We start from the raw sequence: 20,095 nt of genomic DNA, 5'->3' as shown, positions 1-20,095 counted from the left end.
CGCCCCGGGGCCGGTCGCGACGCGCGGCCCGGGCGCGCCGGTCGGGGTTGACCCTCACACCGATGGCACGGTCTACCGTCGGCTCATGAGCGAGCTGACCGAACCGATCACGGGCACCCGCCTCCAGGTGGTGCTGCCCGACGAGTCGCCGGAGATGTCCCCGAGGACCCTCGTCGGCCTGGGCGTCCGAGCCGAGGAACTGGGCATCGACGCCGTGTGGCTTCCGGACCACCTGCTGCCGCCCTCGCCCTACGGGACCACGTTCGGCGGCGTGTACGAGCCCCTGGTGACCCTGGCGCACCTGGCCGCCCGCACGACACGGATCCGCCTGGGCACGTCGGTGCTGGTGGCGTCGATGCGGGACCCCCTGGTCCTCGCGAAGCAGGCGGCGACCCTGGACGCGCTGTCCGGGGGGCGGTTCGTCCTGGGGGTGGGCGTCGGATGGTCCCGGGAGGAGTTCGCCGCCGTGGGCGCGGACTTCGCCACGCGCGGGGCCCGAACGGACGAGGCGCTGCGACTGCTGCGGCACCTGTCGGAGGGCGGCGGCCCGTTCGAGGGCCGGTTCCACTCCTACGGGGACGGGGTGTTCGAGCCGCGCCCGGAGCGGCCCGTCCCGGTGATGGTCGGCGGGGCCTCCGACCGGGCGCTGCGGCGTGCCGCCGTGTGGGGTGACGAGTGGCAGGGGGTCGGGTTGACCACGAAGGGGTTCGTGGCGGCCCGCAACCGGCTGCGGGGCCTGACCGACCGTCCCGTGCGGACGGGCACCCGGATCGCCTGGCCCGGGGGCGAGGAGGAGTTCGGGCGCGCCGTGGAACAGTTCCGGGAGCTGACCGCCGCCGGGGCGGACTCGGTGGCGGTGTGGTTCGGCGACGCGGAGGGGTTCGGCGCCCGCATGGAGAGGTTCGCGGCGGCGCTGCGCTGACCGGGGTGCCGCGGCGCCTGCTTCCGGGAACCGGGGAGCCCCCGCCCGCCGTACTCCTTGTGGACGGCCTGTCGGGAGGCTCCGAGGACCTCCGCGATCTCCGCCCGGGTGGAGCCCCGGTTGCACCCCGGTTGCGCGCCCGGCGCACGAGCACGGCCTCGATCCGCTCCCTCTCCCTGCGGGCCCGCACCGTGGCGTCGAGCCCCGCCGACGGGTCGTCGACGCCGGTGGCCCGGGCGAGGGGGTCAGCTGTTCCGTGTCCATGGGTCAGCTGTCATCGGCGCGGGTCCGGGCGCGGCGGGTCGCGCCCCGCCGCGCCCTGGCCGGGTTCTGGCACCCTGGAGTGCCGACCGACCTGGAACCGAGGGGGCGACGTGGGCGCCTACGACGGGGCGACGGTGCTGTTCGACCTGGACGGGGTGCTGGTGGACTCCACCGAGAGCATCCGAGCGGGCCTCACGGCGTGGGCCGACGAGCGCGGCCTCGACGTCGCCGAGGTCCTGGAGCACAGCCACGGACGCACCGACCACGGGCTGGTGCGGCTGGTGGCCCCGCACCTGGACCCGGCCGCCGAGGCGAAGCGGATCGAGGCCCACGAGGCCGCCGCCGGAGACGGGGTCCGTGCCGTGCCCGCGGCCCTGGGCCTCCTCACCGAACTCGACGCCCGGGGGCGCCCCTGGGCGGTCGTCACGTCCGGCGGCGACAGGATCGCCCGCGCCCGGATCGGGACGGCGGGGCTGCCCTTCCCCCGCGTGCTGGTGACCGCCGACGACGTCACCGAGGGCAAACCCCACCCCGAGCCTTACCTGCTGGGAGCCGGGCGCATGGGGGCCGTCCCCGGGGCGTGCGTCGTGGTGGAGGACTCCCCCGCCGGCGCGCGCGCCGGGATCGCCGCCGGGATGCCCGTACTGGCGGTGGCGTCCACGACCGACCCCGCGGACCTCGCGCACGCGACCACGGTGGTGGAGGACCTCGCGGCCGTCGCCCGGCTGCTCCTCTGACGGGCGCGCCCTCCCGGCCGTCGGGCCGCCCGCTTCCGCGGAGGCGGGCCCGCAGCGGGGCGCGCCCCGGGGTCGGCCGCCCGGAGAGGCCGCGCCGACCTGCACTACGTTGGGGCGCCACGACCCCTGGACCTCCGAGGAGAGCGCATGCCCGCCGCCGTCACCATCGACCGTGCCCGCACCGAGGACGTGGCGGCGATCGTCGCCCTGCTCGCCGACGACGTGCTCGGCGCCCGGCGCGAGGACCCGGCCGACCAGGAGCCCTACCTCGCGGCGTTCGAGGTGATCGACGCCGACCCCCACCAGTTCCTCGCCGTGGCGCGCCGCGACGGGCGGGTGGTCGGAACCCTCCAGCTCACGTTCCTCTCCGGCCTCTCCCACCGCGGCGCCACCCGCGCACAGGTGGAGGCTGTGCGGGTGCACGCGGACGAACGCGGCAGCGGACTGGGATCGGAGATGATGGCCTGGGCCGAGTCGGAGGCGCGCGGACGCGGGGCGGCGATGCTGCAGCTGACCTCGGACGCCGCCCGCGACGACGCGCACCGCTTCTACGGCCGACTCGGCTACACCGCCTCCCACGTCGGCTTCAAGAAGCGGCTCACCTGACCGCGCCGCCGGCCCGGCGGCGACGCACCCCGTGACCGGATCGGTCCGGTGGCGGGCGGGATCGTGCCTGGCCCCGAACGGTCCCGCACTGCCAGCATCGACCCATGACAAGAGCACTCGTCGTGGTCGACGCACAGAAGTCCTTCCTCCAGCGCGAAAGCTGGAAGGCGTCCTCCCGGCCGGACGTCGGCTCGCGCATCGCCGCCCTGGTGGACCACGCACGCGGCCGGGGCGACCGGGTGGTGTGGGTCCTGCACACCGAACCCGGGACCGGCAGCGTGTTCGACCCCGCGCGCGGCTTCGTGGAGCCGCTGGACGGCCTGGTGCCGCGGGAGGGGGAGCCTGTCCTGACCAAGGTCGTGCACAGCGCCTTCGGCGGCCCCGGTCTGCAACGCCACCTGACCCGGTGGGGCGTCACCGAACTCGTGGTCTGCGGTATCCGTACCGAGCAGTGCTGCGAGACCACCGTCCGCGCCGCCTCCGACCTGGGGTACGAGGTCGTTCTCGCGGTGGACGCGACGGCCACCGAGCCCATCCAGGCTCCCGGATCCCCCGAGGGGCGCTCCCTCGCGGAGATCCTCGCCGACCCGCTGACCCTGGGGACCGACGCCGTCGTCGCCCGTACCGTCTACGCCCTGGAGGGCCGTTTCGCCAGGGTCCGCACGGTGGCGGAACTGACCCTGTAGCCTGACCGGATCGTGCGCACCGTCGTCTTCCTCCTCGTCCCCGGACTGCACCTGCTGGACCTGGCCGGCCCGGCGCAGGTGTTCTCCACCGCCGCCGACCTCGGCCTGGGCTACGAGGTCCGGTACGTGTCCGGGCGGGAGGACGTGCCGACCGCCCAGGGCGTCACCCTGCGGGCCGGCACCGCCTGGCCGGACACCTCCCCCGACGACCTGGTGGTCGTTCCGGGTTGGCGGTCCGGCGGGGAGGTCCCCCTCCGCGTCCTCACCCCGGGGCAGGCGTCCGGCCTGGCAGCCCACCACGCGGCGGGCGGAACCGTGGCGAGCGTGTGCTCGGGCGCCTTCGCCCTCGGCGAGGCCGGACTCCTGGACGGCCGGTCCTGCACCACCCATCACGCCCTCCAGCACCTCCTGGCCCGCCGGTGGCCGCGCGCCAGGGTCGTACCCGACGTCCTGTACGTGCCGGACGGCAACGTGGTGACCTCGGCGGGGATCGCCAGCGGCATCGACCTGGCCCTGTACCTGGTCACCGTGTGGCACGGACCCTCCGCGGCGGCCTCGATCGCCCGGGAGATGGTGGTCTACGCCCGCCGCAACGGCGACGAGCCCCAGGCCAGCGCCATGCTCCGGCACCGCGGGCACCTCGTGGACGCGGTCCACCGGGTCCAGGACCGCATCGACGCGCGGTTCGGGGACCGCCTGCTCCTCTCCGAGCTCGCGTCGGACGCCGGGGTCGGCGAGCGCACCCTGTCCCGCGCGTTCGTGGCGGCGACCGGCCTCACCCCGCTCCGCTACCAGCAGCGGTTGCGGGTGGAGCGCGCCGAGCACCTGATCGGCACCGGGGAGACCGTGGAGGCGGCGGCCCGGGCGGTCGGGTTCCAGGACGCCCGGATGCTGCGCCGCCTGCGGTCGCGCCCGGGGGCCGCCGACCTCTGAACCGACGCGGCCCTCGGCCCGCTCCGCCCGGGGGGGGCACGCGCCCCTTCCGCATCGGCCCTGTGCACCGCGCGGACCCGCCCGGGCCGTCCGCCCACCGCGGCGCCCTCCGCGGCAGTGTCCCCTCAGGCCCCGTCCCCGCCCTCCCTGCGAGGTCGCGGCGCCGCGGACCTGCTCCCCCCGGTGTCCGCCGCCTTCCTGGGGGTGACGACGGGGAACACCGGGTCGGGCTCCTCCAGCAGACCGAACAGCCGCCCCAGCAGCGACGCGTCGCCCGACGTGGCGAGGCCGTGTCCGCCCCCTCCTCCGATGAGGCTGAGCAGTTCGGGCCTGGTGAGCGTCACCCGCAGGCCGGCCTCCCCCGCGCGGGGGTCCTCCCGGACGATGAGTGCGCCGTTGGACATCGTGGTGCGCACGACGGCGCCCAGGTCCGTGAGGTCCCAGTCGATCGCGAAGCGCTCCTCCCACGCCCGGGGCCCGTCGACCCTGATCGCGAGCGAGTCGAACAGCTGCTCGACCGTCAGGGCCGCGGCCATGCCCGCTCCCGCTGCCAGCGGTTCGCCCGCCCCGCCGCCGCGCAGCTCCGCGGCGCCCTGGAGGTAGAAGTTGCGCCAGGTGCCGCACTCGGCCCCGTGGCCGAGTGCCTCGTACACACCGGCCAGGGCCGCCTTGGCGCCGGAGTCGTCGGGCCGGGCGTACACCGCGTGGTCGAGCAGGGTGGCGGCGAAGCGCAGGTCTCCGGCGTCGCGGTACTCGCCCGCCTTGCGCACGACCTCGTCCACGCCGCCCATGCAGTCCACGTAGCGGCGGGCCTCCTCGGCCGGGGGGTGTTCCCACAGGTGGGCGGGGTTGCCGTCGAACCACCCCATGTACCGCTGGTAGACGGCCTTGACGTTGTGGCTGACCGATCCGTAGTAGCCGCGGGTGTGCCACTCGCGCTCCAGGCCCGGGGGCATCTGGATCAGCTCGGCGATCTCCGTTCCCACGAAGCCGCTGTTGAGCATGCGCAGGGTCTGGTCGTGCAGGTAGGCGTACATGTCGCGCTGCTGGGAGAGGAAGGACACCAGTCGTTCGGCGCCCCAGGTGGGCCAGTGGTGGGACGCGAAGAGCACGTCGGAGTCCCGGCCGAACAGTTCGACGGCCTCGTCGAGGTAGCGCGACCAGGCCCGGGCGTCCCGGACGGGCGCCCCGCGCAGGGTCAGGACGTTGTGGAGGGTGTGGGTGGCGTTCTCGGCCATGCACAGGGCCCGGCGGTCGGGGAGGTGGAAGTTCATCTCCGAGGGGGCCTCGGTCCCCGGCGTCATCTGGAAGACGAACCGCACCCCGTCGACGGCCTCCTCCTGCCCGGTGCGCGTGATGTCGCGGTTGGGGGCGATGAGGGTGACGGTGCCGGTGGAGTTGGTCTGGCCGAGCCCGACGCCGATCTGGCCCGCGGGGCCGCGCTCCAGGTTCGTACCGGTGTGGAAGAGCCCGCGCCGGGTCATCGCGGGGCCCGCGTAGACGTTCTCCGCGACCGCGTTCTCCATGAACCCCGCGGGGGCCAGGATCGGGACGTCGCCGTCGGTGACGCCGCCGACACCGCCGAAGTGGTCGATGTGGGAGTGGGTGTAGACCACGCCGGTGACCGGACGTTCGCCCCGGTGCCTGCGGTACAGGTCCAGCCCCGCCGCGGCGGGCTCGGCCGACACGAGGGGGTCGATGACGATGACGCCCGTGTCCCCCTCCACGAGGGTCATGTTGGACAGGTCGAACCCGCGGATCTGGTAGATCCCCTCCACCACCTCGAACAGGCCCTGGCGGGCGCACAGCCGGGACTGGCGCCAGAGGCTCGGGGCGGCGGTGTCCGGGCACTCCTCCTCCAGGAACGCGTAGGCGTCGGCGTCCCACACCACACGGCCCCGATCGTCCCTGATCCGGCCGGGTTCGAGCCGGGCGACGAGGCCCCGGTCGGCGTCCGCGAAGTCGGTGACGTCTTCCAGGTTCGGCTTGGTCGTGGTCATGACTGCTCCTTGTCGCATCTTGGTCGGGGTACGGGCAGTGCGCCGTCGTCCGCCCCGCGTCCTCTGCCGGGACGGCGCCTTCGGGTTCGCGAACGGTCGCGGGTCGCCCGGCACGCGCGCACGACCGGGGGGTCGCCGCGGACGGTGGGGCGGGACCGCCCGGCCGCGTGGACCGGGCCGCGGGGAGGGCGCGCGGGAGCGTCCGCTCCACCGGGCTCCCTCCGGCCGCCGCCGGGTGACTCGCGGCGGCGGCCGGAGGGAGCCCGGGTCAGGAGCGCAGGGCCTCGACGAGCTCCCGCTCGTTCTCACGGGTGAGGTTGGTCCGGATGACCGTGGGGTGCAGCGGTGCGAAGGCCTCGATCGCCCGGTCCGCGGTGGCGGAGTCGGCCAGCAGGAACACGGCGGCACGGCCCTGTTCGAGCTGGGAGCCGATCTGCTTGATCATGTCGTCGTCGATGCCCACGTCGGTGAGCTTCCCGGCGACGGCTCCGGTGGCCGCGCCGACGGCGAGGCCGAGGAGCGGGTTGAGGAAGACGAGCCCGATGAGGGTGCCCCACAGGGCGCCGCCGAGCGCGCCGACCCCGGTGGTGCCGATGGTCTGGTGGATGCGCGGCCGGCCCTTCTCGTCCTTGTAGGCGTAGGCGGCGTCCTCCAACTGGAGGAGCTGCTGCCTGCTCAGGTCGGCGGCGATGTCCAGGGCCTTCTCGGCGGTGTCGCGGTCGGCCACTCCGAGGACGATCAGCTGAGCCATGGGTGTGCGTGCCCCTCGTCGGTCGGGGCCCGCGGTGGGCCCGATCGGCGGGAGCCTGCCCGGTGCCGCGTCTGGGTAGACCCAGCGGTGGTGACACGGGGGGCAAAGCCGGTCCCCGACCGCGGTCGGGGGCCGGGCGTCCGGTCAGCCCTCCCTGCGGGCGAGGTAGAGCCGGGTGGTGTAGGGGACGCGTACGTTCCCGTCGGGGAAGTACTCGGTGACGAGCGAGGCGAGGGCGTCGCGGGTGCGCGGCTCGCCGATGTTGCGGACCACGGCGGCCATCCGGCTGGAGGACAGGGCCGTGCCGACGAACCCCTCGGGGCCGAGTGAGCGCGTCCAGGACGCGGTGGACTCCGTGGCCTCGCCCAGGCCGTCGGCGGCGTTCATCTCACCGACGGTGTCGTAGGCCCTGTAGTCGCGCCGGTAGTCGTCGCCGTACTCCTCCAGCAGGTTCTCGTAGGCGTCGGCGAACGCGCTCGCGGTCCAGTCGCGGTCGTTGTTGAGGACGGCGGCGGTGCCGCCGGGGGCGAGCAGGCGTGCGGCCTCCGCGTAGAACGCGGGCCGGTCGAACCAGTGGACTGCCTGTGCGGCGAGCACGAGGACGGCGGAGGAGTCCGGGAAGGGGACCTCCTCGGCCCGGCCCCCGACGAACTCCACGCCGTCGCGGTCGTGGCCCTCGGCGGTGTCCCGCATGGCACGGCCGGGTTCGACCCCGACGACGCGGGGCGCGGGGCCGAACACGCGGCGCAGGGCGCGGGTGGAGATCCCGGTTCCGGAGCCGACGTCGAGCATCAGCCACGGGGTCGGCCAGGAGTCGCGGTCCCCGGCGCGGACGTGCTCGCCGAGCCGTTCGAGGAGGGGGGCGGGGTAGTCGGGACGGAAGCGGCGGTAGTCCTCGGTGAGCTGGTCGAACGCCTGGGTCCTGTCGTCCACGGGGGTCCTCTCTGTCCTGTGTTCCCTGCCCGCAAGCTAACAGGGCCGCCCCTGGACGGCCCGGTCTCCCGCGCGGCGATCGGCCGTACCGGCCCACGGCACCGCCAGGCGGACGCCCTCACCTTGACGGAGCCCCCGGTGCCCGGACCGGCCCGGCTCGCCCCGGGACAGGGCCCCGGGAACCCGTCGCGGCGCCGACGGGCGCGGAACGCGTCGCCCGGGCGACCGCCTGGCTGTGGTTCAAGCGGTCCGCCGCCATCGGGGCGTTCCTGCTCCTGCGGGAGTGCGCGCCCCGCCTCGGCCCGGTGGACCGGGTGTTCCTGCCACCGCTGACCCAGGTGCTCGCCGCGGCCTGGGATCTCGCGGGAAGCGGGCAGCTGTGGCCCACGTGTCCGCGAGCCTGCCCCGGGCGCTGACCGGGTTCGTCGTCGCGGTGGCGGTGGCGTGGCCGCTCTGCGCCCTCCTCACCCTGGAGCGGCGCTTCTCCCGGTGGAGGACGGACACCCGCCGAGACCGGTCGGCCGGGCGCGTGCGGGGCCGCGGCGCCGGTCGGCCGCCAGGTGCGCGGGCAGGCCGTCGGCGGGGTGCCGGGGCCGGGTGACCGGTCCCGGCCCCTGCGGGTTCAGAGGGCGATGAGTCCCGCCCGGGTAGGGGCGAACCCGCACGCCCGGAGGTAGAACGCGTCCAGGTGCGCCTCGAAGTCCACGTGCAGCCACCGGCATCCGGCCCCCCGCGCCCGCTCCGCGGCGAGGCGCACCAGCGCGGTGCCGATCCCGGCCCGCCGGTGGCGCGGGTCGGTCACGGTGTCCAGGACGAACGCGTGGACGCCCCCGTCCCAGACCACGTTGACGAAGCCGACGAGCTCGCCTCCCAGGCGGGCGCACACCCATCCCAGGCTGTGGTCGTTGACGCGCCCCCACACGTCCGCGTCACCGGGCTCGTACCCGAACCCCCGGGCGTGGAGCGCGTTGAGCTCCGCGTTGTCGAAACCGCCCCGCCAGGTGTGTTCCACGGTCATCCGCGCGATCGTAGCGGTCGGCGGTCACGCCCCGGGGAGGACCGGGGAGCGCCCGCGTGACGTACGCCGGCCGGCGAGGAACCGCCGGCGTCCGGACGCCTGTTGCCTGCGTCACCCTCCGTCACCAACCACCGGGCGTTGCCGCAGGTGAGCCGAGCGCGGACCGGTCGGCGAACGGGTGCTGAGCCGACCGCGCCCCGGTGGTCGACCCGCCCAGGACACGGAATGTTCACCGCCGTGTCACGGAATGCGACACAGGGTGATCGAATGTCAGGTAAATCTTAAGTTTCCCCCTCGTGACTTGGCCGTTGAACACACCCTCGGCGAAGGTTCCTGTGACCCGCCACACAGGACCCTGAAGGAGAGGCCATGCCGAGTTTCGGACGCGCCGCCAAAGCAGGGCCGGGCGCCGACACGGCACCGGCCCAGCCCAAGAAGCCCATCTACCGGCACCTGTACTTCTGGGTGCTCGTCGGTATCGCCCTGGGCATCGCCGTCGGTCTGCTCTTCCCGGCCCAGGCCGCCGGGATGCGCTGGCTCGCCGACCTGTTCATCGCCCTCGTCAAGGTCGTCATCGCCCCGACCATCTTCTGTACGGTCGCCGTCGGCATCGCCGGCATGGGCAACCTCGCCAAGGCGGGCGGCCTGGCGATGCGCACCATGGTCTACTTCACGGCCACGACGATCGTCGCCCTGGCCCTCGGCCTGATCACCGTGAACATCATGCAGCCGGGCGTCGGGCTCAACATGTCCTTCGACGAGGCCGACGCCGCGGACACCATCGCCGCGGTCGAGGGGACCGAGACCGGCGTGTCCGGCTTCCTCATGCAGATCGTCCCGGACTCCTTCTTCTCCGCCTTCGTCGACGGCCAGCTGCTCCAGGTGCTGCTCCTGGCCGTCCTCGTGGCCTGTGCCCTCACCATGCTCGGCCGACGCGGCGAGCCCGCCGTCCGCGCGCTGGACACGATGTCGCACATCATGTTCGGCGTCATCAAGATCGTCATGTTCACCGCGCCCATCGGCGCCTTCGGCGGCATGGCCTTCACCATCGGCGAGCACGGCAGCAAGGTCCTGGGCAGCCTCGCCTTCTTCATGCTCAGCTTCTACATCACCTGCGTCGTGTTCATCGTGGTCGTGCTCGGCCTCATCGCCCGTGTGGCGGGCTTCAGCCTCTTCAAGATGATCCGGCTGATCCGCGACGAGCTCCTGATCGTGCTCGGCACCTCGTCCAGCGAGTCGGTCCTGCCCCGCATGATGGTCAAGATGGAGGCCGCGGGCGTCCGGAAGTCGACGGTGGGCCTCACCATCCCGACGGGCTACTCGTTCAACCTCGACGGCACCGCCATCTACATGGCCATGGGCGCCATCTTCATCGCCCAGGCCACGGGGTCCGAGATCTCGGTCTGGACCCAGATCGGCCTTCTCGTGTTCATGGTGATCTCCAGCAACGGCGCCGCCGGAGTCAGCGGCGCGGGCCTGGTCACCCTGGCGGCCTCGCTCGCGGCCTTCGGTGACGTCATCCCCCTGGCGGGTATCGCGCTCATCGTCGGCATCGACCGGTTCATGTCCGAGGCCCGGGCCCTGACCAACCTGACCGGCAACGCCGTGGGCACGCTGGTCATGGGTCGCTGGACCGGCACGCTCGACCGCGAGCGGCTGCGGGAGGTCCTGGACAACCCCAACTCCATCGACATGGACGCCCTCATGAGCTACGAGAAGGACGAGGACGGCCCCGCGGCCCAGAGCCCGGAGGGCGCCCCGGCGAACGGGACCGCCGACGCCGCGGCCGACGGTGCAGCCGACGCCTCCGAGGGCGGCGACCGGACGCCCGCCGAGGTCAAGGGCAGCTGACCACAGAGCGGGCCGGCCCTCCCGGGACCGCAACCGGCCCGCGCGCGGTGTCGCAGCGCCTCCCAGCCCTCGCTCCGACACCGTCTCCCACCGCCCCGGGCGGGACCCCGTGAACACGGGTCCCGCCCGGGGCGGACCCGTGTCCGGGGCGGCGTGCCGTGCGTGCGCCGCCAAGGAACCCGTGCGAGGCGGTGCGAACAGGCCCGGGAACGGGTAACGCGCAACCGTGGGTCCGGGACCCACGACCACGCCTACCCCCCGGGAGTCCCCGTGAAGCTCTACGCCGAACACCCCGTGCGCGCGCTCGTCCAGATCGCCTCGGACGTGCTCGCCCTGGTCTGGATCTACGTGTGGGTCCGGGCGGCCCTGTCGCTCCGCGAGACCGTCCTGACCCTGGACCGTCCGGGGGAACTGCTGGAGAGCACCGGCCAGGGGTTCAGCGAGCACATGACCAACGCCGCGGAACAGGCCCGGAGGGTGCCCGTCGCCGGGGAGGCGCTGGCCACCCCGTTCAGCGGCATGAGCGAGACCGGGGAGTCCCTGACGTCCGCGGGCGACGCCTTCCGGGAGTCCGTGGCCTCGCTGGCGCTGACCCTTCCGCTTCTCACCGCCTCGCTCCCGTTGCTGCTGATCGCCGCGACGTGGCTGCCCGCCCGGGTCCGCTGGGTGCACCAGGCCAACGCCACCCGGCGGCTGCGCGCACTCGCCCCGGAGGCGCGCTCACGGCTCCTGGCCCTGCGCGCCCTGTCGTCGGTGGCGCCCTCGAAGCTCGTCGGCGTGCACGGGGACCCCGCGGGTGCGTGGCACGCCGACGACAGGGAGGCCGTCGGCGCCCTGGCCGACCTGGAGCTGCGGCGCCTGGGGCTGCGCGGCTTCTGACCCGGAGCGGCCGGCCCTCCCCGCCCGGTGACCTCCTGCGGAACGTCGGACCCCGTGCCTAGGCTGGAGACGCCACCGCACCCCCCGGGAGACCGCATGCACCTGTCCGCCCTGCTGGACTTCGACGCCGTCCCCCTGGACACCGACGACGCCGTGTCCGTCCTCCTCGACGTCACCGCCCCGGAACGCGAGGAGGACACCGCGCGCCCGCCGGCCACGTTGCAGGTCGTCCTGGACCGGAGCGGCTCCATGGGCGGCAGCCGCCTGGACGGCGCGGTCCGCGCGCTGCTCGGCCTCGTGGACCGGCTCGCGCCCTCCGACAACTTCGGCGTGGTCTCCTTCAACGAACAGGCCCGCGTCGAGATCCCGGCCGGCCCCCTCACCGACCGGGCGGAGACGCGCCGCCGCATCCGCGCCCTGCGCGCGGGAGGCGGCACCGACCTGTCCAGCGGCCTGCTGCGCGGCGTCCAGGAGGCCCGCAGGGCGGGCGGCGACCGGGGCGCCACGCTCCTGCTGATCTCCGACGGGCACGCCAACCAGGGGGTCACCGCGCACGACCTGCTCCAACAGGTCGCGAGCGACGCCTACGCCCACGGGGTGACCACCACGACGCTGGGCTACGGGCTCGGTTTCGACGAGGCGCTGCTCGGGGCGGTCGCCGACGGCGGCGCCGGCAGCGCGCTCTTCGCGGAGGACCCCGACACGGCGGGCGGCCTCATCGCCCAGGAGGCCGAGTACCTCCTGGCCAAGACCGCGCAGGCGGTGTCCCTGCGGATACCGGTCGGCCCCCGCCTGAGGGCCGTCGGCGTCGTCGGCGAGATGCCGTCCCACCGGTTGCCCGACGGGTCGGTCGTGGTCGAGTTCGGCGACTTCCACTCCGGCGAGAGCCGGCGCCTCCTCCTGCGCCTGGAGGTTCCGGGACTGTCCTCCCTGGGCACCGTCACGGTCACCGCGCTGGAGGCCACCTACGTGGACCCTGCGACCCTGACCACGTACACCGCGACCCTGCCGGTCACCGTCAACGTGGTACCGGGCGAGCAGGCGGCGTCGAGGGTGCCCAGGCCCGAGGTCCGCACCGAGGAGTCGCTCCAACGTGCGCAGACCGCCAAGCGGGAGGCCGGGGAGGCCCTGCGCCGGGGCGACCGGGACACCGCCGCCGACATCCTCGACCGCGCCCGCCGGGACCTCGGCGGTCCCGCGGGCTCGGGCGGCCCCGCGGGCTACGGGGCGCCCGCTCCTCCCGAGGTGGCGGCGCAGTCCGCCGAACTGGGGCTGATGGCGGAGAGGGCGCGCACCGACGACGCGTCGCGCACGTCCAAGACCCTCTACGCGAGCCAGTCCGGCTACTCCCGCAAGCGGGGGCGCGGGCAGGCCCCCGCCGACGCATCCGGGCGCGACGGCGTCATCCGCGGGGAGCAGACCGACCGGGGCCGTCCCGCCCCCGACCCCGCGCCCCCCGCTGCCGGTGGGCGCGGGCCCGGCGCCGCGGCCGGACCGCCCCAGGACACGGAACCGCCCCGGCACGGCTGAGCCGCCCGGGACCGCGCGTGCCGGGTGGGCGGGCTGGCGCCTCACCGGTCGTGTGGGGGCGCCGCCCCGTCGTTCCGGTCCTGCCCCGGGGCAGGGCCGGCCACTCCGCCTGCGCCCCTTCGCACCCGGGCCCCTCACGGTGCCGGGGCCTCCGGAGGCCCCGGCGCCCGCCCTCGGGGGCACGGTCCTCCCGGGGCGCCCTGGCCCCTGGGAGGGCCGGGTCTGCACGGGCGCGGGTCAGGGAACCTGGTAGGAGGAGTCCCGGACGTCGGTGATGGCCATGTGGCCGGGCGCGTGGCCGATCGCGAACTCCGGCGCGGAGGCGGTCACGGCCGCCTGCGGGGTCACACCGCACGCCCAGAAGACGGGGATCTCGCCCGGCCGCACCTCGACCGCGTCACCGTAGTCGGGCCTGTCCAGGTCCGTGATCCCCAGTGCCGCCGGGTCCCCCACGTGGACCGGGGCGCCGTGCACCGCCGGGTAGCGCGAGGTGACGCGCACCGCGTCCGCGACCTGGTGGGCGGGGATCGGCCGCATGGACACGACGAGCGGCCCCCGGAACCGGCCCGCCGGACGGCACTCCCGGTTGGTCGCGTACATGGCGACGTTGCTGCCCGCCTCGATGTGGCGGACCGGCACCCCGGCCTCCAGGAGCGGCGTCTCGAACGTGAAGCTGCACCCGATGAGGAAGGCCACCAGGTCGTCCCGCCACAGGTCGGTGACGTCGGTGCGCTCCTCCACCATCGCCCCGTCCCGGTACACCCGGTAGGCGGGCAGGTCGGTGCGCAGGTCGCCGCCGAACACCGACGCGTCGACCCGGCCCGGCTCGGTGACGTCGAGGATCGGACAGGACTTCGGGTTGCGCTGCGCGAACAGCAGGAAGTCGAACGCGGCCTCCTGCGGGAGTGCGATGAGGTTGGCCTGTGCGTAGCCCGGGCTGTACCCGGAGGTCGGCACCTTCAGCCCCGCGCGGAACAGCGCGCGGGCCTGGCTCGGGGAGAGTTCCGCCGGTGAGGTCATGGTCTCCTGCCTCTCGTTCTGACCTGTGGGGGGCCTGCCGTCCGGGCCCCGCTCCGCCTCACAGGGCGAACCGGATCCGGCTGCCGGGGCGGGCCTGCGCGGCCTTGGGCAGGTCCGCCGTGCGCACGACGGCCACCACCGGGTAGCCGCCCGTGACGGGGTGGTCGGCGAGGAACAGCACGGGCTCGCCGCCCGGCGGCACCTGGAGGGAGCCCACGACCATGCCCTCGCTCGGGAGCTCTCCGGACCGGGACGGCGCGCGTTCGAGGACGGGGCCGGAGAGCCGGGCCCCCACCCTGTCGCTGCGGGAGGTCACCTCGTACTCGCCGTTGAGGAGCGTGGTGATCGCCTCGTCGGTGAACCAGTCCTCGCGCGGACCCAGCTCGACCCTGAGCGTGGCCTCGGGCCCGCCGACGGGCGCCACGGGGGCCTGGTCGACGGCGGGGAAGCCGGAGGGCGCCGGGCCCACCGGCAGCACCGCTCCCACCGCGGGCACCTCCGGGCCGAGTCCGGCGAGCACGTCGGTGCTGCGCGACCCGAGGACCGGCGTGACGTCGACGCCGCCGCGCACTCCCAGGTAGGTGCGCAGGCCGCGGACGGGCATGCCGAGGGTGAGCTCCGCTCCGTCCGGCAGGTGCAGGACCGTGTTCGCGGCGGCGCCGCGCCCGTCCACCTCCACCGGCGCCTCGGCTCCGGTCACGGCGACGGTGACCGCCCCGCGGGCGCGCACGCGCAGCCCGCCCAGGGTGGCCTCCAGGGCGGCGGATCCCGCGGGGTTGGCGAGCAGTCTGTTGGCGAGGGCGTAGGAGGCGGCGTCCGCCGCTCCGGAGCGACCCACCCCCAGGTCGGCGTGCCCGAACCGGCCCGCGTCCTGGACCGTGGTCAGGGGGCCGGTCGCGATGATCTCGAGGGAACTCATGACGCCGTCACCCCCGTCCGCGCGTCGGCGCCCGCGTCCGTGAAGCGCACGCGGACTCCGGGGCGCAGCAGGCCGGGCGGTTCGCGGTCCAGGTCCCAGATCCTGGCCTCGGTCCGGCCGAGCAGCTGCCAGCCGCCCGGGGAGCTCCGCGGGTAGACGCCGGCGAACTCCCCGGCGAGCGCGACCGAGCCGGCCGGGACCCGGGTGCGGGCCTCGCTCCGGCGGGGGACGTGCAGGCGCGGGTCGTCGCCGACCATGTAGCCGAACCCGGGCGCGAACCCGCAGAAGGCGACCGTCCAGGTGGCGGAGGTGTGCGCCCGGACCAGGCCCTCACGGGTGAGGCCGGTCAGCTCCGCGACGTCGTCGAGGTCCTCACCGTCGTAGACGACCGGGATGGTGACGGTGTCCCCGGAGGCCTGCTCCCCGCCAGAGGCGGGGGACAGGGCGCCGACGGCCGCCGCGACCCCCTCCGGGGGCGTACCGGGTTCGATCCGCAGCAGCAGGGTGCGGGCTGCCGGGACGACGTCGGTGACCCCGGGGACGGGGTGAGCCTCCAGCGCGGAGCGCAGGGCCATGACCGCGGCCAGGTCCTCGACCTCCACCAGCACACCGCTGTCGGCACACTTCAGGACACGCAACAAGACTCCTCAACCTGGTGGTGGCGACCCTGCCTGCGGCGGCAGGGCGTCTCCGCAGGGGGAGGTGCGCACGCCCCCGCGCGCGCACCTCCCCGTGCGGGAACGGTCACGCGTTCCCCCGGGCGGCCGGAGCCTCCTGGGCGAACGGTGCGATGGCGACGCCGGCGGCGCGCAGCCGCTCGGCGACGGCGCGGGCGATGTCCACCGCGCCGGGGCTGTCACCGTGGACGCACAGGGAGTCGGCCTCGATGACGATCTCCGTCCCGTCGACCGCCTCGACAGGCAGCCCCTGGGCGATGCGCAGGCAGCGCTCGGCGATCGCCGCGGGGTCGTGGAGCACCGCTCCGGGTTCGCGACGGGAGACCAGGACGCCGTCGGGGGTGTACGCGCGGTCCGCGAACGCCTCACGGTAGGTGCGCAGCCCTGCCTGCTCCGCCAGGGCGAGGAACCGGGAACCGGGCAGGCCGAGCACGGGCAGGTCGGGGTCGAAGGCGCGGACGGCCTCGACGACCGCGGCGGCCTGCTGCTCGTGGTGCACGATCGTGTTGTAGAGGGCGCCGTGCGGTTTGACGTAGCGGATGCGGTCGTCGGCCAGCCGGGTGAAGGCGGCCAGGGCCCCCAGCTGGTAGACGACCTCGTTGGTGAGGTCCGCGGGCGGGACGTCGAGGAAGCGGCGGCCGAACCCGGCGAGGTCGCGGTAGCCGACGTGGGCGCCGACGGCCACGCCGCGCTCCTTGGCGTCCGCCGTGGTGCGGCGCAGCACGCTCGGGTCGCCCGCGTGGAACCCGCAGGCGACGTTGGCGCTGGTGACGACGGACAGCAGGGCCCGGTCGTCACCGAGTTCCCAGCGGCCGAAGCTCTCGCCGAGGTCGGAGTTGAGGTCGATGCGCAACGTCGGTGCTCCTCGTTCATCTTCGTGCCTGCCGGGGCGTCCGGGGCGGGCGCGCCTCCGCGTCCCCGCAGCCCGTCCGCTCCCCTCGGCACTGTCGTACTGTGCTGGGCCCTCACAGGGCTCCTACCCCGCACGGTCCACGCGTCCCGGACCGTGCGGGGCGGGGGTTGGAACGGAGAGCGCGGCGGGGTCGTCGCCGCGCCGCGCCCCCCGGGTCTCTACTGCCAGAGCGCGGCGATGCCGCCCAGGGCGTTGACGGCCATGTACACGGTGAGCAGCCAGGCGGCGACACCGATGGCGATCAGCCAGCGCGGGTAGCGGTAGCCGCCCAGGAGGTCCCGGGAGCGGCGGGCCGCGACCCACAGCATGATGCCGAGGCCGACCGGGAGGATGATGCCGTTGAGTGCGCCGGCGAGGACCAGCAGCGTGGTCGGGGCCTGGCCCGACAGCAGGAAGATCGCCAGGGAGACACCGATGAACACGGTGACCAGCAGGCCCCGGCGCTTCTCCAGCCACGGGTGGAAGGTCGTGACGAAGGAGATCGAGGTGTAGGAGGCTCCGATGACGGAGCTGACCGCGGCGGCCCACATGATCATGCCGAACAGGCGCATGCCGACCTCGCCGGCGGCCTGGTAGAAGGCCTCGGCCGAGGGGTTGGGGGCCTCCATGATGGCGGCGCCGCCGCTGACGACGCCCAGGATGGCGAGGAAGAGCAGGACCCGCATGACGCCGGTGACGATGATGCCGATGACCGAGGTCCTGGAGATGTCCCCGACGTTCTCCCGGCCGCCCTGGCCGCCCTCGATGAGCCGGTGCGCGCCGGCGTAGGTGATGTAGCCGCCGACGGTGCCGCCGATGATGGTGACGGCGGCGAGGAAGACGTCGGTGCTGAGCTGCTCCGGCATGACGGACTGGCGCAGGGCCTCGCCGACCGGGGGCTGGGAGACGATCGCGACGTACAGGGTCAGGGCGATCATCGCGACGCCGAGCACGATGAGGATGCGGTCGAGGGCGACGCCCAGCTTCTTGGCGCTGAGGATGCCCACGGCCAGGACCGCGGAGACGGCGGCGCCGATCTTCGGGTCGAACCCGAGGAGGGCGTCGAGGCCGAGACCGGTGCCGGCGAGGTTGCCGACGTTGAAGATCAGTCCGCCGAAGACGATCAGGACGGCCAGGAGGTAGCCCGCTCCGGGCAGCACCTTGTTGGCCAGGTCCTGGGCACGCATGTTGGCGACGCCGACGACCCGCCAGATGTTCAGCTGGACCGCGATGTCCACGAGGATCGAGATGAGGATCGCGAACGCGAAGGTCGCGCCGAGCTGCGCCGTGAAGGTCGTCGTCTGGGTGATGAAGCCGGGGCCGATGGCGCTCGTGGCCATGAGGAACATCGCGCCGAGCAGGCTGCTGCTCACCGTGATCCGGCCGATCCGCGGGCGCACCTTCGGGGGTGCGGGGGGCGTGTCGCCCATGGGTCTCTCCAGGAAGTGCGAGAAGCGTGCCGTGGCGCGATGACCAACCACGCCATCGTTGGATTGTTGAACAATACTTCAATCCAACGAGTCGAGTAAAGGTCACGTAAGCAAAAAACCCAGGTCAATGCTGTCGCGGGGATCGCCGCCTTTTCCCGCGCCCCGAGGAGTGGCGCGATCACCGACGAATCACAAGTCCCGTCATCCGACCGACCGGCTCTTGCGGAGGCCCTCTTCCCCACGGGTCCGCGGGGTCGGTCACAATGGAGTAACCGAACGCACCCCGAGGAGCACATGTGACGGCCACGGACGCCCACACCGACCGGACCGCCGGCCGCAGGCGCCTCCTGCCCCCGCTGCCCACCCAGGCCGAGCGGGTCGCCGCACTGCTCCGCGAGTCCCTCATCGACGGCGCCTACCCCCCGGGGCAGCGCCTCTCCGAGGAGCGGCTGTGCGAGGAACTGGGGGTCTCCCGCAACACGCTGCGCGAGGCCTTCCGACTCCTGGTCCGCGACCGCCTGCTCGTGCACCAGATGCACCGGGGGGTGTTCGTCACTCTCCCCACCAGCGAGGACGTCCGCGACCTGTTCAAGGCCCGCAGGGTCCTCGAACTTCCCGCACTGCGGGGTGCGGTCCGTCCCACCGAGGAGGCCGTGCGAGCGGTCGGGTCCGCCGTGGACGAGGGCGAGGCCGCCCGCAGCCGCCGGGAGTGGAAGCGCATGGGCACCGCCAACATGCGCTTTCACCAGGCCCTGGCCGGGCTCGCCGGGAGCGCGCGCGTCAACGAGTTCATGAACCAGGTGCTCGCCGAGACCCGGCTGGTCTTCCACGTCATGGACGCCCCCCGCGAGTTCCACGCCCCGTACCTGGACTGGAACCGGCGCATCCACACGCTGCTGGCCTCGGACGACGTCGGGGGCGCCGCCGACGAGCTCGCCACCTACCTCGACACCTCCGAGAACCAGCTCGTCACCGCCTTCACCGCACGGGAGCGGGGCGCCTGACCGCGGTGGAGGGCGCCCCGCAGGCCCTTCCGCAACGCCCCCCGACCCCCGGCGCTCCCTCCGAGTCGCCGGCCCCCGCCGGGCACGGCCTCCGCGGACCTCCCCGCCGCGCGCGGCGGCCGGGGGCTGCGGCTGCGGGCCGTCTTGGGACGACTTGTCCACAGGTGCGGCGAAAACCGCATGACGGAGGTCCCGAAGTGCCAGAATGAGGACCCGATGGAACTGAACGGACGCCCCGTCAGCACCGGGGAAATCGCGGGCCTGGCCCTGTACGGGTACGGCCACTTCACGACCATGCTCGTCACCGACCTGCGGGTGCGCGGGCTCGACCTGCACATGGAGCGGCTGAGCAGGGACTGTCAGACCCTGTTCGGCACCCTTCTGGACATCCCCCGGGTCCGCGAACTCGCCCGCCGGGCAGCACGCGCGCACCCGTCGCCCTCCGTGGTGCGGGTGACCGTCTTCGACCCGGGCATGGACCTCGCCCGCCCCGGCTCACGCCCGCTCCCGCAGATCCTGGTCACCACCCGGCCGGCCCCGGGCGCTCGCCCGTCTCCCGTCCGCCTGGGCACACGGCCGTTCGCCCGCGACACCCCGCAGGTCAAGGGCACCGGGATGTTCGGGGCGATCCGCCAGCGGCGGGCGGCCCAGATGGACGGGTTCGACGACGCCCTCTTCGTCGGCGTCGACGGGCGGGTGTCGGAGGGGCCCACCTGGAACATCGGGTTCCTGGACGGCGGCGGCCTGGTGTGGCCGCAGGCCCCGTGCCTCCCTGGGGTGACGGCCCAGCTGGTGGACCGCGCGGCCGACTCCCTCTCGGTGCGCGTGTCGACCCGGCCCGTCGCCGGGGCCGCGAGCACCCGCGTGTCGGGGGCGTTCGTCACCAACGCCACCACCGGGGTACGGCCGGTCACCTCGATCGACGGGATCCACCTGCCGCAGTCCGCCCTGATCCACAAGCTGGCCGCCGCCTACCGCGACATCCCGGGCGACCCCCTGTAGGCGTGCCGCCCGGACCGGTCGCGGGAGGGCGGCACCGACCG

The 20,095-nt window shown here is 74.3% G+C and carries 19 protein-coding genes; 10 read left to right on the top strand and 9 right to left on the bottom strand.

What is annotated here, in order from left to right; all coding sequences use genetic code 11:
• Positions 1 to 85: 85 nt before the first annotated feature.
• The 5 genes from Q8791_RS13570 to Q8791_RS13550 all read left to right on the top strand — a co-directional run bounded on the left by Q8791_RS13570 (position 86) and on the right by Q8791_RS13550 (position 4,148).
• A complete protein-coding gene (locus Q8791_RS13570) occupies positions 86 to 922 on the top strand; it encodes a TIGR03619 family F420-dependent LLM class oxidoreductase (RefSeq protein ID WP_330092033.1) in 837 nt (278 codons plus the stop codon).
• A gap of 374 nt (positions 923 to 1,296) precedes the next feature.
• Positions 1,297 to 1,923 carry an HAD-IA family hydrolase gene (locus tag Q8791_RS13565; protein WP_330092032.1) on the top strand — a complete coding sequence of 209 codons (627 nt, stop codon included), beginning with the start codon at positions 1,297 to 1,299 and terminating at the stop codon, positions 1,921 to 1,923.
• Between the two features lie 147 nt (positions 1,924 to 2,070).
• A complete protein-coding gene (locus Q8791_RS13560) occupies positions 2,071 to 2,529 on the top strand; it encodes a GNAT family N-acetyltransferase (protein WP_330092031.1) in 459 nt (152 codons plus the stop codon).
• Between the two features lie 104 nt (positions 2,530 to 2,633).
• Complete coding sequence (locus Q8791_RS13555; RefSeq protein WP_330092030.1) at positions 2,634 to 3,215, top strand: cysteine hydrolase family protein; 582 nt, start codon at positions 2,634 to 2,636, stop codon at positions 3,213 to 3,215.
• Positions 3,216 to 3,227: 12 nt separating this feature from the next.
• Positions 3,228 to 4,148, top strand: coding sequence for a GlxA family transcriptional regulator (locus tag Q8791_RS13550; protein ID WP_330092029.1), 921 nt, complete (start codon positions 3,228 to 3,230; stop codon positions 4,146 to 4,148).
• A 125-nt stretch (positions 4,149 to 4,273) separates the two neighbouring features.
• Here the strand turns inward: Q8791_RS13550 and Q8791_RS13545 are convergent, their stop codons facing one another.
• The 4 genes from Q8791_RS13545 to Q8791_RS13530 all read right to left on the bottom strand — a co-directional run bounded on the left by Q8791_RS13545 (position 4,274) and on the right by Q8791_RS13530 (position 8,850).
• A complete protein-coding gene (locus Q8791_RS13545; RefSeq protein ID WP_330092028.1) occupies positions 4,274 to 6,148 on the bottom strand; it encodes an alkyl/aryl-sulfatase in 1,875 nt (624 codons plus the stop codon).
• A gap of 268 nt (positions 6,149 to 6,416) precedes the next feature.
• Positions 6,417 to 6,899, bottom strand: coding sequence for a DUF1269 domain-containing protein (locus Q8791_RS13540; RefSeq protein ID WP_330092027.1), 483 nt, complete (start codon positions 6,897 to 6,899; stop codon positions 6,417 to 6,419).
• A 144-nt stretch (positions 6,900 to 7,043) separates the two neighbouring features.
• Positions 7,044 to 7,832 carry a class I SAM-dependent methyltransferase gene (locus Q8791_RS13535; protein ID WP_330092026.1) on the bottom strand — a complete coding sequence of 263 codons (789 nt, stop codon included), beginning with the start codon at positions 7,830 to 7,832 and terminating at the stop codon, positions 7,044 to 7,046.
• 622 nt (positions 7,833 to 8,454) lie between these two features.
• Entirely contained in the window at positions 8,455 to 8,850 is a 396-nt protein-coding gene (locus Q8791_RS13530; protein WP_330092025.1) for a GNAT family N-acetyltransferase, read from the bottom strand.
• A 369-nt stretch (positions 8,851 to 9,219) separates the two neighbouring features.
• Here Q8791_RS13530 and dctA point away from each other — a divergent pair, with 369 nt between their 5' ends.
• From dctA to Q8791_RS13515, 3 genes are all read left to right on the top strand, one after another.
• Positions 9,220 to 10,701 carry a C4-dicarboxylate transporter DctA gene (gene dctA, locus Q8791_RS13525; RefSeq protein ID WP_330092024.1) on the top strand — a complete coding sequence of 494 codons (1,482 nt, stop codon included), beginning with the start codon at positions 9,220 to 9,222 and terminating at the stop codon, positions 10,699 to 10,701.
• A gap of 270 nt (positions 10,702 to 10,971) precedes the next feature.
• Positions 10,972 to 11,580, top strand: a complete 609-nt coding sequence (locus tag Q8791_RS13520) for a hypothetical protein (RefSeq protein ID WP_330092023.1) — start codon at positions 10,972 to 10,974, stop codon at positions 11,578 to 11,580.
• A gap of 96 nt (positions 11,581 to 11,676) precedes the next feature.
• Positions 11,677 to 13,110: a vWA domain-containing protein gene (locus tag Q8791_RS13515; RefSeq protein WP_330092022.1), complete on the top strand. Its 1,434-nt coding sequence runs from the start codon at positions 11,677 to 11,679 to the stop codon at positions 13,108 to 13,110.
• 237 nt (positions 13,111 to 13,347) lie between these two features.
• Here Q8791_RS13515 and Q8791_RS13510 read toward each other — a convergent pair whose 3' ends face one another.
• The 5 genes from Q8791_RS13510 to Q8791_RS13490 form a co-directional block, all read right to left on the bottom strand.
• Positions 13,348 to 14,130 (bottom strand): putative hydro-lyase, encoded by a 783-nt coding sequence (locus Q8791_RS13510; protein WP_330092021.1) that lies wholly within the window; start codon positions 14,128 to 14,130, stop codon positions 13,348 to 13,350.
• Between the two features lie 58 nt (positions 14,131 to 14,188).
• Positions 14,189 to 15,049 (bottom strand): 5-oxoprolinase subunit C family protein, encoded by an 861-nt coding sequence (locus Q8791_RS13505; protein ID WP_330092020.1) that lies wholly within the window; start codon positions 15,047 to 15,049, stop codon positions 14,189 to 14,191.
• The gene (locus tag Q8791_RS13500; protein WP_330092019.1) at positions 15,046 to 15,687 is read right to left on the bottom strand and encodes a 5-oxoprolinase subunit B family protein; all 642 of its coding nucleotides are present in this window, start codon (positions 15,685 to 15,687) and stop codon (positions 15,046 to 15,048) included. The genes Q8791_RS13505 and Q8791_RS13500 overlap by 4 nt, the downstream gene beginning before the upstream one ends.
• A gap of 106 nt (positions 15,688 to 15,793) precedes the next feature.
• Positions 15,794 to 16,579 (bottom strand): LamB/YcsF family protein, encoded by a 786-nt coding sequence (locus Q8791_RS13495; protein WP_330092018.1) that lies wholly within the window; start codon positions 16,577 to 16,579, stop codon positions 15,794 to 15,796.
• Between the two features lie 218 nt (positions 16,580 to 16,797).
• Positions 16,798 to 18,048, bottom strand: a complete 1,251-nt coding sequence (locus tag Q8791_RS13490) for an NRAMP family divalent metal transporter (protein ID WP_330092017.1) — start codon at positions 18,046 to 18,048, stop codon at positions 16,798 to 16,800.
• A 296-nt stretch (positions 18,049 to 18,344) separates the two neighbouring features.
• On the opposite strand from Q8791_RS13490, the gene Q8791_RS13485 reads away from it, so the two are divergent.
• A complete protein-coding gene (locus Q8791_RS13485; RefSeq protein WP_330092016.1) occupies positions 18,345 to 19,052 on the top strand; it encodes a GntR family transcriptional regulator in 708 nt (235 codons plus the stop codon).
• A gap of 216 nt (positions 19,053 to 19,268) precedes the next feature.
• Entirely contained in the window at positions 19,269 to 20,054 is a 786-nt protein-coding gene (locus Q8791_RS13480) for an aminotransferase class IV family protein (protein WP_330092015.1), read from the top strand.
• Positions 20,055 to 20,095 lie beyond the last annotated feature (41 nt).

Source organism: Nocardiopsis codii (assembly GCF_036327455.1).
Lineage (GTDB): Bacteria > Actinomycetota > Actinomycetes > Streptosporangiales > Streptosporangiaceae > Nocardiopsis > Nocardiopsis codii.
This window is presented reverse-complemented; position numbering and strand designations above follow the sequence as displayed.

Excerpts from the sequence above, each read along its gene's own strand:
- Q8791_RS13570 (WP_330092033.1), top strand. The coding sequence starts at position 86 with ATGAGCGAGCTGACCGAACCGATCACGGGCACCCGCCTCCAGGTGGTG.
- Q8791_RS13560 (WP_330092031.1), top strand. The coding sequence starts at position 2,071 with ATGCCCGCCGCCGTCACCATCGACCGTGCCCGCACCGAGGACGTGGCG.
- Q8791_RS13555 (WP_330092030.1), top strand. The coding sequence starts at position 2,634 with ATGACAAGAGCACTCGTCGTGGTCGACGCACAGAAGTCCTTCCTCCAG.
- Q8791_RS13545 (WP_330092028.1), bottom strand. The coding sequence starts at position 6,148 with ATGACCACGACCAAGCCGAACCTGGAAGACGTCACCGACTTCGCGGAC.
- Q8791_RS13540 (WP_330092027.1), bottom strand. The coding sequence starts at position 6,899 with ATGGCTCAGCTGATCGTCCTCGGAGTGGCCGACCGCGACACCGCCGAG.
- Q8791_RS13530 (WP_330092025.1), bottom strand. The coding sequence starts at position 8,850 with ATGACCGTGGAACACACCTGGCGGGGCGGTTTCGACAACGCGGAGCTC.
- dctA (WP_330092024.1), top strand. The coding sequence starts at position 9,220 with ATGCCGAGTTTCGGACGCGCCGCCAAAGCAGGGCCGGGCGCCGACACG.
- Q8791_RS13515 (WP_330092022.1), top strand. The coding sequence starts at position 11,677 with ATGCACCTGTCCGCCCTGCTGGACTTCGACGCCGTCCCCCTGGACACC.
- Q8791_RS13510 (WP_330092021.1), bottom strand. The coding sequence starts at position 14,130 with ATGACCTCACCGGCGGAACTCTCCCCGAGCCAGGCCCGCGCGCTGTTC.
- Q8791_RS13505 (WP_330092020.1), bottom strand. The coding sequence starts at position 15,049 with ATGAGTTCCCTCGAGATCATCGCGACCGGCCCCCTGACCACGGTCCAG.
- Q8791_RS13490 (WP_330092017.1), bottom strand. The coding sequence starts at position 18,048 with ATGGGCGACACGCCCCCCGCACCCCCGAAGGTGCGCCCGCGGATCGGC.
- Q8791_RS13480 (WP_330092015.1), top strand. The coding sequence starts at position 19,269 with ATGGAACTGAACGGACGCCCCGTCAGCACCGGGGAAATCGCGGGCCTG.